Source organism: Symmachiella macrocystis, assembly GCF_007860075.1.
Lineage (GTDB): Bacteria > Planctomycetota > Planctomycetia > Planctomycetales > Planctomycetaceae > Symmachiella > Symmachiella macrocystis.
In genome coordinates this window covers 4,455,300-4,468,235 of record NZ_SJPP01000001.1, presented here as the reverse complement: position 1 = coordinate 4,468,235, position 12,936 = coordinate 4,455,300, and the positions used below count along the sequence as shown (strand labels likewise).

10 protein-coding genes are annotated in these 12,936 nt (G+C 57.4%); 6 read left to right on the top strand and 4 right to left on the bottom strand.

What is annotated here, in order from left to right:
• The first annotated feature begins 27 nt into the window (after positions 1-27).
• Positions 28-1,497, top strand: coding sequence for a DUF1501 domain-containing protein (locus tag CA54_RS17410; RefSeq protein WP_146372080.1), 1,470 nt, complete (start codon positions 28-30; stop codon positions 1,495-1,497).
• 31 nt (positions 1,498-1,528) lie between these two features.
• Here the strand turns inward: CA54_RS17410 and CA54_RS17405 are convergent, their stop codons facing one another.
• Complete coding sequence (locus CA54_RS17405) at positions 1,529-2,752, bottom strand: hypothetical protein (protein WP_146372079.1); 1,224 nt, start codon at positions 2,750-2,752, stop codon at positions 1,529-1,531.
• A gap of 275 nt (positions 2,753-3,027) precedes the next feature.
• Here CA54_RS17405 and CA54_RS17400 point away from each other — a divergent pair, with 275 nt between their 5' ends.
• Positions 3,028-4,212 carry an acetyl-CoA C-acetyltransferase gene (locus tag CA54_RS17400; protein WP_146372078.1) on the top strand — a complete coding sequence of 395 codons (1,185 nt, stop codon included), beginning with the start codon at positions 3,028-3,030 and terminating at the stop codon, positions 4,210-4,212.
• 11 nt (positions 4,213-4,223) lie between these two features.
• On the opposite strand, the gene CA54_RS17395 is transcribed toward CA54_RS17400, so the two are convergent.
• Entirely contained in the window at positions 4,224-5,744 is a 1,521-nt protein-coding gene (locus CA54_RS17395; protein WP_146372077.1) for a hypothetical protein, read from the bottom strand.
• A 258-nt stretch (positions 5,745-6,002) separates the two neighbouring features.
• On the opposite strand from CA54_RS17395, the gene CA54_RS17390 reads away from it, so the two are divergent.
• Entirely contained in the window at positions 6,003-7,457 is a 1,455-nt protein-coding gene (locus CA54_RS17390) for an enolase C-terminal domain-like protein (RefSeq protein WP_146372076.1), read from the top strand.
• Positions 7,458-7,459: 2 nt separating this feature from the next.
• On the opposite strand, the gene CA54_RS17385 is transcribed toward CA54_RS17390, so the two are convergent.
• Positions 7,460-8,800: an amidase gene (locus tag CA54_RS17385; RefSeq protein WP_146372075.1), complete on the bottom strand. Its 1,341-nt coding sequence runs from the start codon at positions 8,798-8,800 to the stop codon at positions 7,460-7,462.
• Positions 8,801-9,103: 303 nt separating this feature from the next.
• On the opposite strand from CA54_RS17385, the gene CA54_RS17380 reads away from it, so the two are divergent.
• Together CA54_RS17380 and glmM are read left to right on the top strand one after the other, a co-directional pair.
• The gene (locus tag CA54_RS17380; RefSeq protein WP_146372074.1) at positions 9,104-9,829 is read left to right on the top strand and encodes a lysophospholipid acyltransferase family protein; all 726 of its coding nucleotides are present in this window, start codon (positions 9,104-9,106) and stop codon (positions 9,827-9,829) included.
• 18 nt (positions 9,830-9,847) lie between these two features.
• On the top strand, positions 9,848-11,200 hold the full coding sequence (gene glmM, locus CA54_RS17375; protein ID WP_146372073.1) for a phosphoglucosamine mutase: 1,353 nt from the start codon (positions 9,848-9,850) through the stop codon (positions 11,198-11,200).
• A 72-nt stretch (positions 11,201-11,272) separates the two neighbouring features.
• Here glmM and CA54_RS17370 read toward each other — a convergent pair whose 3' ends face one another.
• Positions 11,273-12,436 (bottom strand): phosphotriesterase family protein, encoded by a 1,164-nt coding sequence (locus CA54_RS17370; RefSeq protein WP_146372072.1) that lies wholly within the window; start codon positions 12,434-12,436, stop codon positions 11,273-11,275.
• Between the two features lie 201 nt (positions 12,437-12,637).
• On the opposite strand from CA54_RS17370, the gene CA54_RS29435 reads away from it, so the two are divergent.
• Positions 12,638-12,856, top strand: a complete 219-nt coding sequence (locus CA54_RS29435; RefSeq protein ID WP_197532528.1) for a hypothetical protein — start codon at positions 12,638-12,640, stop codon at positions 12,854-12,856.
• The last annotated feature ends 80 nt before the right edge of the window (positions 12,857-12,936 follow it).

Sequence of the window (12,936 nt, the reverse complement as noted above, 5' to 3'; positions counted from 1 at the left end):
ATTCGGCAAGACGGAAAGTCTCACACCATGCACCGATCATCCACCACAGCTCACTCGCAAGCCCCGGATTGGCAGTCGGGCCGCCGCCGTTTTCTATTCAACAGCATCGCCGGCATGGGAAGTTTGGCACTGGCGTCGTTGCTGAAACAGGATGGCCTGTTGGGGAAGGAAGGCATCGCCCCCAAGCCGCGGACCTCGTTCGATCTTGCTGCGCGAAAACCGCATTTCGAACCCAAAGCACAGGCGATGATTTCGCTATTCATGCATGGTGGTCCGAGTCACATCGATCTGACCGACCCCAAACCGGAGTTGACGAAACGCGACGGACAAGATTTTTCCGGCGACATCACGTTCAGCTTTATTAATCGCGCCAGCAAGAAACTGATGGGCAGTCCGTTTAAGTTTCAAAAACATGGTGAGTGCGGCACAGAGTTGTCGGAATTGTTGCCGCACCTGGCGGAAATCGTCGACGACATTACCCTGATCCGCTCGATGCACACCGGGATCAACGGGCATGAATCCTCGATCCGGTATTTGAATACGGGAATTTCGATCCCCGGTCGCCCCGCACTGGGGTCATGGCTGACGTATGGTCTGGGAGCGGAAAGCGACAGCCTGCCGGCGTATGTGGTGATGACTGATCCGGGCGGACATCCGGTCGATGGCGTTCGCAATTGGTCCAACGGTTGGATGCCGTCGATTTACCAAGGAACCGTAATCCGTCCCCGCGAACCACGGATTTTGAATCTCGAGCCCCCTGCCCGTCTGGCCGGGACGCTGCAAGAACAGAATCTGAAATTCCTCGGCAAACTCAACCGGCGACACCTAGAAAACCACCCCGGCGAAAACGATCTCGAGGCGCGGATCAGCAGTTACGAATTGGCAGCACGGATGCAAGGTGCTGCCAAAGAGGCGCTCGACATCAGCCAGGAGTCCAAAGCCACACAAGAAATGTATGGTTTGGATGATCCGGCGACTCAAGAATACGGAACACGGTGTTTGATCGCGCGGCGGTTGGTCGAACGCGGGGTGCGGTTCGTACAACTGTTTCTGGGCGGCCAACCATGGGACATGCACAACAGCATCCGCACGCAATTGCCCAAGGTCTGCAAGCGGACCGATCAACCCACGGCGGCGCTGGTCAAGGACCTCAAAGCGCGAGGCCTGTTGGATACGACGCTCGTGCATTGGGGCGGCGAAATCGGCCGGCTGCCTGTCACCGAAGGGGATCCCAAGACCGGCGGTCGCGATCACAATGGACAAGGCTTTAGTAGTTGGCTGGCCGGCGGCGGCGTCAAAGCGGGATTAGCCTTTGGAGAGACCGACGAATTCGGCCATAGCGCCGTCGTTGATCGTGTCGCTGCCAACGACTACCAAGCGACCTTGATGCACCTGTTCGGATTCGACCACGAAAAATTGACGTTCCAACTCAACGGCCAAGAACGAAGCCTGACCGATGGTCGTCCTTGCCGGGTCGTCAAAGAGATTCTGGCCTAAAAGCGATGCGGAGAAAACGTCAGGTCTGCAGTTAATCCCGCTGGCGAGCGACCCGAAACAGCACGCGATGCACGAGTTTTCCCGCGCGGTTCATCGTGATACCGTCGTGCTTCGCAGTCCTACGTTTCTTGGGCAGCAGACGAACGCTGGGTAGTTTGCCGCGGGCGTTTGTCATCAACACCGGAATCTTCCGCGCCGTGCCGGCGATTACAGATTTTCCGGGAACGACAGCCATCCAGCGTGAAACACGCTCGCGATGATCGCGTAACATCCAGATCAGGCCGATGACAATCAACAAGGCACCAATCACCGGCGTCCAATTGTTCGCCTCTGCGGCGCTGGTCGTTTCAGTGGTCGCCATGTCGGCAGCGGCCGGTGCGGCAATGCTAAGCTCTGGTTCGTTTTCCACTGCCAATTCCACGACAGCGGGTTGTTCATTCATAAGCTGCGCGTCGGCATCTGGCTGCTGATCTAGCGGCGCGACGGGTTCGGCCATTAGCTTTGGACCAGTGATTGACTCGGTGGTTTCCTGCGATGCCAATTGCACACCCGGGTCGGCGGCATCGGGCATTGCGGCGACGGCGGGTATCTTGGGAAGACTTACGAAGTCGATGTTTTGCGGATCGAAGACCAAGACCATTCCGTTCGTCAAGCGGCGCAAGACCTGTCCAATGGGACGTCGCGATCTTTCATCACCACTAGTGATGATGCGGATTTGATTGGCCATCGCGGGGGACTGTCGTAACTCCGCAAGCAACCGGCCGACAGTCACGTCGGACCTGAAAATGGGCAGAATGATCGGTGTTTCTAAAATCCCCACCAGACCAACGTAGTTGGCGTTGGCCGACGATGTTTTTTTCCGCGCCGATGCTGCGGGAATTTGAGATTCTTTTTTGGTGGCGATGACCACGTCGCCCGATTTCAAACGGCAATGCGTCGCGTTTTTTGTGAATTGGTAATCGGCGTGGTGCACAACCCGACCGGCACGGACGATTTGGATCTCGCAACTTGTCGCAGCAGAATCAAGTCCGCCCGCACGTTTTAGCAGAGTGTCGATAACCATCGGTGACGACTGGAATTCAAACGCACCGGGAAACTGGACATCGCCAATCACATAACAGACGGTGGTATTTGGCAGCGGAACATTTTCGGCCGGAATGGGAGTCACATTCGCATCGGCAGCGAGGACCGCATTCACCGGCAGTACCGAGGCTGCTACGATCAAGAGTTTTCCAAGTAGCCGTATGTTCATCATCCGATTCCTCCACGCCAATCCGAGGGCGAACCCGACTGAGACAACATCTGCTCGCGCCGGCGCGATCATCCTGCGGCCCAACGGATATCGCGCTGCACAGCCGCCCCCTACAATTCCTATAATCGGCAGGTTTTCCGGGACTGCTTCACTCGAATTCCGGTCTGCGGGTAAGTCATCATGGGGGCAGAATCGAGATGTGTTTTGTTTTTAGGGTGCGGACGTATCTTGAAATGGAATATAATGGCAACGACTTATTATTCAGGAGCACATAAAACATGACGACAGATGCCTATGTAATCGCCGGTTGCCGGACACCGATTGGGAAATTTTTGGGTGTGTTTCGAGATATTCCCGCTCCGGAGTTGGGAGCGATTTGTATTCGCGAAGCGCTGCGCCGTAGCGAAATAAACCCTGCACAAGTCGATGAAGTGATCATGGGCAACATTCTCTCCGCCGGACTGGGACAGGCCCCCGCGCGGCAAGCGGCACTCAAAGCGGGAATTCCGGCCGGCGTGGCAGCGCTGACCATCAACAAGATGTGCGGCTCGGGCCTCAAAGCGGTGATGCTGGCCGATCAGGCGATTCGTCTGGGGGATGCCAACGTGATTATCGCCGGCGGGATGGAGAACATGACCCGCGCGCCGCATCTCATTCCCGGAATGCGCGAGGGCCTAAAATTCGGCAACGGCCAACATGTCGATTCCATGCTGTATGATGGTTTGTGGTGCACGTTTCATGACTGCGGGATGGGAGAACACGCCGAAGCGACCTCCGCCCAAAACGATGTCAGCCGCGAGGATCAGGATGAATTCTCAGCCGCCAGCCAACAACGCGCCGCTCGAGCGACCGCAGAAGGAGAGTTCGACGAGGAAATCGTCCCGGTCGCAGTGCGCAAGAAACGCGACGAAATTCAAATCACAGCGGACGAAGGGCCACGCCCGGGAACGACGGCGGAGGTGTTGAGCAAATTGCGTCCGGCATTCAGCGCCGAGGGAACGGTCACGGCGGGAAATTCGTCGATGCTCAGTGATGGCGCCTCGGCGGTGGTCGTCGCTAACAAACAAATCGCCGATGCCTCCCCCGCACCGTATAAGGCCCGCATTGTGGCAGCGTTCACCAGCGGTGTGGAACCGCGCGATATTTTCATCGCCCCCGTGGCGGCAGTGCGCGGTGTTTTAAACAAGGCAGGTTTATCGCCGGATGACATCGATCTTTACGAACTCAACGAAGCGTTCGCCGCACAGATGTTGGCCTGCATGAAACAACTGGAGCTTGATCCGCAGCGGGTGAACGTCAACGGCGGAGCAATCGCATTGGGTCATCCCATCGGTGCCAGCGGGGCGCGTATTTTGGTCACGCTGATAGCAGCGCTCAAACGCCGTGGCTTGCGCCGCGGTTTGGCGAGTCTCTGTCTGGGGGGCGGAAATGCGGTGGCGATGATCGTTGAATGTGAAGCATAGCGTTTGCTTGCCTACCGTGCGGCCAAATGTGGTTGCCGTCCGTTTCGATCCAGAGCATCGGACGGTAGTTTGGTCAACGTGATTTGCAACTTGGCCGATGATTGGCTGGAAACGCAGAGCCGAAATGTGCCCGGTGAATCTGCGGCGGAGAATTCCACGAACCGACTGGCTGTGCCGTTGAGCGACAGAGACGGTCCTGCGCCTTTGATGTTCCATTGATCGCGGGCAATGCCATGCAGGTCGTATTCTCCAATGCGGTCGTTGAGCGAAAGGTATTGCAATCCACCGGGCGGTTGAATTGCGGTGGTTGTGTCGTCAAGCGGCGGCCCAGCGAGGGCGATGGTCCAATGGCGGAATAAGTCCTCAAATGTGTTACCGGTCGTCTGCAGGAGATTCATGCGGCCGCGGTGTGGGGAATGGATGAGGCGGCGGATCAGCTCGTCGCCATAGGTATCGGTACACCACCGCAAAAATAAATAAGTCGCGCCGCGACAACCGTGGTCCCGCCACCGGCCCGCTCGGTAATAATCGGCAACGACCAGCGGGCACTCGGCCGGGTTTTGTAGAAATGCTTCGATGCGGTGATCGAGGTTGGACCAATCGCTGCTATGCATATTCTCGGCGACATGCGCGATCGCTTCATTGAGCCAATCCTCCTCATCCGTGTCCAAAGCAATCGAATCGGCCAACCGTCGACGCGCACTGAAGAGCACCGCATGCGTGTATTCGTGTGCCAACAACGTTTTCAGTCGCGGTCCAGCGGCGATGTTGGAGTTGAGATACAACACGTCCGCTTGATTTCCAAATGGCGGGTCGATGGTTTTGCGAAAATCGCTGCCGCGGACAAATCCTCCCACAGAGGTTCCTCCTCCTTGGAGTTTGCCGAGCCAATGCGACAACAGAATCGCGAATTTCCCGTCGCCATCGACATCGCAATAATCGCCACAATTCTGCAGGCTCGTGGGATAGACTTCGTTGTCGAACAGCCGGATCAATTCCGCGGCGATGCCGGGATACAATTCCCGTTCAGTTTGGTCACCATCGAGATAGACTCGTACCTGTCGCCCTTCAGCAATCAATCGTGCTCGGATTCGTTGATAGCTGCGCGGATCATCTAAGGCGCCATCAGTGACGTGGATAGAAAAGTCGCGTGATTCGTGGGTATCCTGTGACGGTGTTGTGTATGTCATTGTCAGTGGCGCTGCCGGTGTCGTAATGGGGCGAACGGTAAGCGGGGCGATGCGCTCGAAGGGTTGGTTGGCGACCGCCGCAATCGGACGAGCGGTGAGCGATAGTGGGAACTCCATGTCGCTCGCGCCTAAGCTACCGATAATCAGCAAATACCGGTCGCTGTTGCCAATTTTGAGATCGAACGTCGCTGCGCCATTTTCGATTGCTACGGCGTAGGGGATTCCCTCGTCGAGCGTTTTGGGCGCTGAAGGCGTTGTCGCTTGAGCGCGATGCAATTGGATCCAACAGATAGCAAACGATCCCAGAATCATCACCGCAATTATGATTCCGCGTTTGTGCATGGTTGATCCCGACTCTGAGATGATGATGCAACCCCGTCAGCAGCGCGCGGAGATGCTCTTGTTCGGCATCGGAATTGAGATGCTTGCCGGTCCAGCAAAACCGATAAACTTGCTCCAGTTTTTGCATGGTGACTGTGATCCGTCATGGAATCTCACAGGTCGGGCGGACTTGCGGTTCCCGATTCCCGACGGTTACAGTGAATCTTCAGCGTCGTTGCTGGCCGTCGTTGTCACCGAAATCGGAACCTATTCCCACCTATGACTTATCGCATCAAAAACATTGAGTTGTACGTCCGAGAAACCCCGCCGGGACGGATGGCGTTTGCCATTGGTAAACAGACGGCAAAGGGTCCGCAGCAACGACTGACCAGTCCGTTGGGGCACGTACGGTTGGTCTTGGAAAATGATCGGGGCGATACGACGTTCGGGTGTGCGGGAGACCGGTTGTCGGTCCGCTGGCTCGATAAACGTCCAGGGCGCGAGCGGGGCCTGAAACTGCGCGAGTTGGTCGATCTGATTGAATTTGCGCGCGAGACCCACTTGCAATCACCGCAGTTCGAGACCCCGTTTGCTCAGTGGCAACAATGCCACAAAACAATCATGCGCGAAGGTCGCCGAAGCAAGCAGGAGGACCTCACCGCGGCGTTTGCCTCAGCGCTGTTCGAACGTGCGCTGCTGGATGGTGTTGCCCGATTAGAGGGCCGTCCGTTGTTTGAAATGATTCATGCGGACCGGTTGGGAATTCGTCCGGCACAGGTGCATCCGGAATTGCACGACCTGCCGCTGCCCAAAATCCTCCCTCCGACTCCGGCGAGCGAATTTTATATCCGCCACACAGTCGGACTGGCCGATCCATTGACGGCCGATGACTTGCCAGAAAAGGACCGCGTGAATGACGGACTGCCCGAGACATTAGCAGAGTACATCCAGACCGATGGTGTGGTGCATTTCAAGGTCAAGATTTCGGGCCAACCGGATCACGATCTCGCGCGGCTGGAACGGTTGTGGGATCTGATCCCCAAGACCGAAGAGACCGTCATCACGCTCGACGCCAACGAAGCCTACACCGACATGGGGCGATTTCGCGATTTTGTGCAGAACTTGGAAACACATAATCCGGGCTGCTTTCAACATATTGCCTACATCGAGCAACCGTTGCTGCGTTCGCTCAAAGTAACGCCCGCCGATGCAAAGATCTTGCGCGAGATCGGCGAAAGCAAACCGGTGATTATCGACGAAGCGGATGGCACGTTGAAATCGTTCAAGAACGCCCACGCGGTCGGCTATTCCGGAACCTCCCACAAGAACTGCAAGGGCTTTTTCAAATCGTTGATGAATTATGCGCTCATTGCGCATTACGGACTGGAAGGGGAGTCGAATTATCTCAGCGGCGAGGACCTGCAAAATCTACCGGTCGTGCCGTTGCACCAAGATTTTGTTTCAGCATCGATCCTGGGATTGAACGATTGCGAACGAAACGGCCATCACTACAACTACGGGCTGTCGTTGTTGTCGGACCAAGACAAAGCCAACGTCACTAAGCACCACGCCGACCTTTACGTAAAGCGGGGGGATGAATGGTTCTTGAACATCGTCGACGGCAAAGTCCGTTGCGCGAGTTTGCAGTGTCCGGGATACGGTGTGAGCAACGAACCCGATTGGTCTTCGATGACCAACATGCGACAGTGGCTACAAACGCGATTTCCGGCTTGAGCTTATTCAGAAATCGCGCGTTCGCACCACCGCGCGACGCGGAACAATTCAGCTTCTTCAAACGGCCGGCCGACAATTTGGATCGCCAGCGGCAGCCCCTCGCTTGAGAGTCCCATCGAAAACGAGACGGTCGGCAGTCCGGTGAAACTCCAGGGAGAATTGAACGCCGGATTTCCGGTCGTTGAGCGGTCCGGAGCAGCGCTGGTCGTGGCGGGGCAAATCAGGGCATCGACCTCCGCAAAGCAATCCCGCATCTGCCGTTTCAAGTGCGCTTGATGATCGCGGGCGCGAATGTAATCGGTCACCGAAGCAGCCAGTCCGTCGGTGATCAATTTGGTGATGCAGGGGTCGTACTCCTGCGGCTCAGCGGTGAATCGCTGCTCATGTACCGCGGCGGCTTCGGCGGCCATGACCAGAGCGTGCGGCGTGAGTACGTCGTTGAAGTCCGCAGGCAACGGAGTGCTGGAAATCGCTGCACCGCCGCCGCTCAGTTTTATGAGAGCCACATTAAATGCCGTCTTCACGGTCTCATCCGCCATATCGGCGAACAGACCTTGCAATTGCCCCAAGCGCGGAGCGGTTGTGTCTTCGGGGTGAAGTTTTATCGCTGTCGTTTCCAGCGGGCGATCAATGCTGTATGCGTCCCCCGCGTCGTAACCGGCAATGACGTCCAACATCACGGCCAAATCGTCGACTGTGCGGGCAATGGGACCGGGGTGATCGAGATTCGGCGCGAGTGGCAGAATTCCGCGCAGGCTAACCCGGCCGTGCGTCGGTTTGCAGCCGGCGACACCGCAAAACGATGCGGGACGGGTGATCGATCCGCCGGTTTGTGAACCAATCGCGCCAAGGCACATTCCGGCAGCAACAGCCGCTGCGGACCCACTGGAGGATCCGCCCGGTGTGTGGTCGACATTCCAAGGATTGCGTGTGGGAGGAGGATCGAACGAGGCGTATTGTGTCGTGACGGTCTTGCCCAACAGAATCGCACCGGCCGCTTTTAGGCGCGCAACGACTTCCGCGTCAGCCCCGGCAATTTTGTTTTTCCATCCCGGCGAACCAGCCGCTGTCGGCCAACCGGCGACGTCGACAATATCTTTGATCCCCACAGGAATTCCATGCAGCGGTCCGCGATCAGTCCCGGCGGCCAACTCCGCATCCAACTCCCGCGCGCGGGCCAAACTGCCCTCGCGATCGACAAGCACCCAGGCATGAATCCGCGACTCCTGTTCGTCGATCCGTTGCAGGCATTGCTCAACAATTCGTACACAAGACGTCTCCCCCCCGCGCAGCCGCCGGGCGGTGCCGAGGATCGTTTGTTCCGGTGCCGGATAGAGTTCCATGATCGGCCTTTGCTTGCTTTGTGCTACGAACGTGCAGAAACTTAATGGTGTTCAGAAAAGGAGGAACCACGAAAGACGCGAAATACACGAAAACGATAAAACTAGGAGAAAATGAAAACCCGCCGTGCTCAGGTTTTTTCGTCTAATCTGGACTCCCAAGAATTATGACGTCTTTTGGTGCAGAAGAAAGCGTGATTGGATTTCCAGACTCTTGTCAAAAATCGATGGCGTGTGTGGATACCGGGCGCAGCATTGGCTATCCTGCCGTTTCAGCGAGACCCGCCCCTCCGAGTGATTCTATTCATGTCTGAAGTTCAATCCCAAACTCAGCAAGATCAGCCTCAACCGGCGCCACCGCCCCATGAGTCGCCGTTGCGGCGCAATTGGGTTTGGTTCAGCTTTCAAATCGTCGCGCAGGTGCTGTTCACCATTTGGTTTCGTGCGCGAACACGGGGCCTTGAAAACCTGCCCAAAGATGGGCCGGGCCTGATTTTGATGAATCATGAAAGTTTTCTCGATCCTTTGGTGGCGGCAGTTTGGATCAAGCGACCTGTCAGTTACCTCGCCCGACACGACCTGTTTGACGTTCCCGTGGTCGGCTGGATATTGCGGCGGACTTACGTGATGCCCATCAATCGTCTGAAAGGGAGTTCCGCTGCCATGCGGGCAACGATCCAGCGTTTGGAACAAGGGTTTCTAGTGGGGATCTTTCCCGAAGGAGCCCGCACCGAGGATGGCGAATTGGGAGAAATTAAGGGGGGATTCATGGCGATTACACGACGTGCTCCCGTGCCGGTAATCCCTGTGGGGATTGCCGGGACGCGTAAAGCGATGGCGTACGGTGATTTTTTCCCCAAGCCGTATCGCGTCCGAGTCGTCATCGGCGAACCGCTCGACGCCGAAGAAGTCGCGCGGCTGAGCACCAAGGAACGACAAGCGGAAATGTTAGAAGTCATCGAACAGCGATTGCGGGATTGCCGCCGCGCTGCTGAGGAATGGCCCCGGATCGAGGATTCCGGCAAACCCTAATGTGGAAGGATCACAGACGTGACACAACGGATTTTGAGCATTTCGGGATTGCGAGGCGTGGTGGGGGACGGACTGGACCCGGAATTCCTCGTCAATTTTGCCGCCGCTTTGGGAACCATGTGTGAAGGGGGCACGATCGTGCTCTCCCGCGATGGGCGAGCGACGGGAGTCATGGTCAAACACGCGGTCATGTCCGCACTGCTGGCTACCGGCTGTGACGTGGTCGATATTGATATTGCCTCGACACCGACGTGCGGCGTGTTGGTCACGGAATTAAAAGCCGCCGGTGGATTGCAAATCACGGCCAGCCACAATCCCGTGCAATGGAACGGTCTGAAACCGTTCCAGCCGACCGGTTCGGTGTTGGACGAAGCGGCCGGCGCGCGGTTGCTGAGCATTCTGGAAAACCGAGATTTAGCCTGGAAGGATCATGCGGGAATCGGAACGGTTCGCCAATTGGAGGATCCGGGCGGAATTCATCTGGGACGGGTTTTCAAGCTGATCGATGTCGAACCGGTGCGGCAACGAAAACTGAAAGTGGTACTCGATTGCAATCATGGCTCGGGTGGCGTGTTGGGACCGCGCTTGTTGGAGGCACTCGGCTGCGAAGTGCATGTGATGGGGGCGACGCCTGACGGTCAATTCGAGCACACGCCCGAACCGTTGGCGCAAAACCTGGGGGGGCTGTGCGACGAAGTCCGTACGCGTGGCGCGGATATTGGATTCGCCCAAGACCCCGACGCCGACCGGTTGGCGATTGTCGACGAAAACGGCCGCTACATCGGTGAGGAATTGACGCTCGCTCTATGTGCCGATTTCATTCTGGCGCGGACGCCCGGCCCGATTGTCGTCAACGGCTCCACCAGCCGCGTGACGGCCGATATTGCGGAAAAATATGGCTGCGCGTTTCATCGTTCTAAAGTCGGTGAAGCGCATGTCGTTGCTAAAATGAATGAGGTGGATGCGATCATCGGTGGTGAGGGGAACGGCGGTGTGATTGAACCGCGAGTCGGTTTCGTCCGCGACAGCTTCGCTGGCATGGCCTATGTCTTGGCCGGTTTGACCGACCGCAAAACCACCCTGTCCGCCTGGGCTGACTCGCTGCCGCAATACACGATCGTCAAAGACAAGATCACCTGCGAACGAGAAATGGTCGACCAGGCCTGCGCAGCTTTGAAGTCCAAATACGCCGATGCCAAAGCCACCGAAGGGGACGGCCTGCGGCTAGATTGGCCCGACCGTTGGGTGCAGGTGCGAGCCAGCAACACCGAACCGATCGTACGCATCATCTCCGAAGCCCCAGAACAATCGACGGGCGAAGCGTTATGCGCCGAAGCGAAAGCGATCGTTGGCGAAGCAGTTGGCGGGTGAGTGAATTCGTGTAGGGCAGGCTCCCCAAACGAAGCACTGCTGGACAAGCCGGCTGTGGCACCCGCGCGCCGATCAAAACGCCAACACCCGGGCCGGGTTGTCAATCGTAATTGCTTGAATATCCTTCGCCGAAACCCCTGCGGCTGCGAGTTGTGGTAGCAGTTGTTTCGTGACGATCGTGTAATCGGAATCCTTGAATGTCCAGGCGTCGATCGTGTTGTTCGGTACGCTGGAATCGAACTGGCCGCGGTAAAAGTACGGGGCCCAGTCGTGGCCCACTAGGACTTGCTGGGCGAATCCCGCGTCGACCAGTTGGCGAATTTGTCGGGCGCACTTTTCAACGGCATAGCTGTCATGCCCCACGCGGTCGAACTGCACGTAGCACCCCAATTCGACCAGTTGCCGTTGGTATTCGTGTGCTTCCTCTTGTTCGCGGTCGTCCTTGTTGCCCATGTGACCGATGATGACCCGTTGCGGTTTCGCGCCGGCGGCTAAGAGCAAGCGGGCTTGTTCCAATCCGCCACCATCAGTGGTGTGTGTGGTGATGGGACAACCGGTTTCGGAACTGGCGATCGCCGCGGCTGTGTTGCAGCGGCGTTCACTGGGGGTCATGTAGGCACTGGTGCCGATTTTGATCACGCCCGCTTTGACGTTCGTAAACTTCTCGCCCCACGGCCCAGTGGGGTCTTCCATTCCTTCACGTATCTCGCGGATGTAAAGCTGTGCGATCTTGTCGATACCCCCCTTCTCCAGCCCCATTTGAATCGCCCAGGGATGTTGCGGAGCGAAGGCCTCGCACCAGAATCCGGTGGCGGCGATCACATGGCATTTAACGCGGCGGGCCAAATCGACCATCAGACTCGGGTCGCGACCTACGCGAATCGGCGTGCACTCGACAATCGCCCCCGGACTTTGCTTGTCGGTGAGCGTCGCCTCGAACGCCTGCAACATGGCCGTCATCTTCTTGAGCATTTCATTGCGCACGGCTGGGACGAGCGGCGCGGGTTTGAACTCGTACAACTCCGACCAATCGACCAACGGCGCATGCTCGTGCATAAGCGTCAGTCCCAGTTTCTCGGGTGGAACCGGCCCGAGCACGGTGTGAATGCGCGGTAGGACCTTATTGGCCGCCACGGCGCTGTTCATGGTTGTGCTGGCAACTACGGCTGATGATGCAGCCGCCGCAGCGGTGAGAATAAAATCGCGGCGGCCGAGCGTTGGTAATTGGGACGACATGGCAGCGATCCATTCCTATGTTGGAAATAGAGTTAATGATTTTTTTGGCGGACATTCAGCATACACAGTCCAATCGTTGGTTTCCAAGATCAGGGTGGGTGGCCGTGTGCCGGAGCAAAGCGATCTCCCATCCGCCTGCATTTTCAGTGCGTCCCAATGAGCGCGTAAAAAACACCCGGTGATGAAAAAATTCATCGCCGGGTGTCTGGTTTTGCTTACGACGCAATGTGTCGCAATTACTTCGTGCTGGCTGTGCTGGGCGCGGGGGCGGGTTCCGGAGCGGGTGCTTCGGTGGGAGCTGCCGCCGGTGCCGAAGGAGCACAGGAGGAGCCGCATGATCCACAGGAAGAACCGCAGGAGGATCCACATGATCCGCAAGAGGAACCACAAGCCGACTGCTGGCAGCTACCGCAGCTTTGAGTCGAGCATTGCGCAACGCAGCAGCTCGGCGCCGGTGTGCAGCAAGCTTGCGTGATCACCGTCGGCTCGCAGCTAGTTTG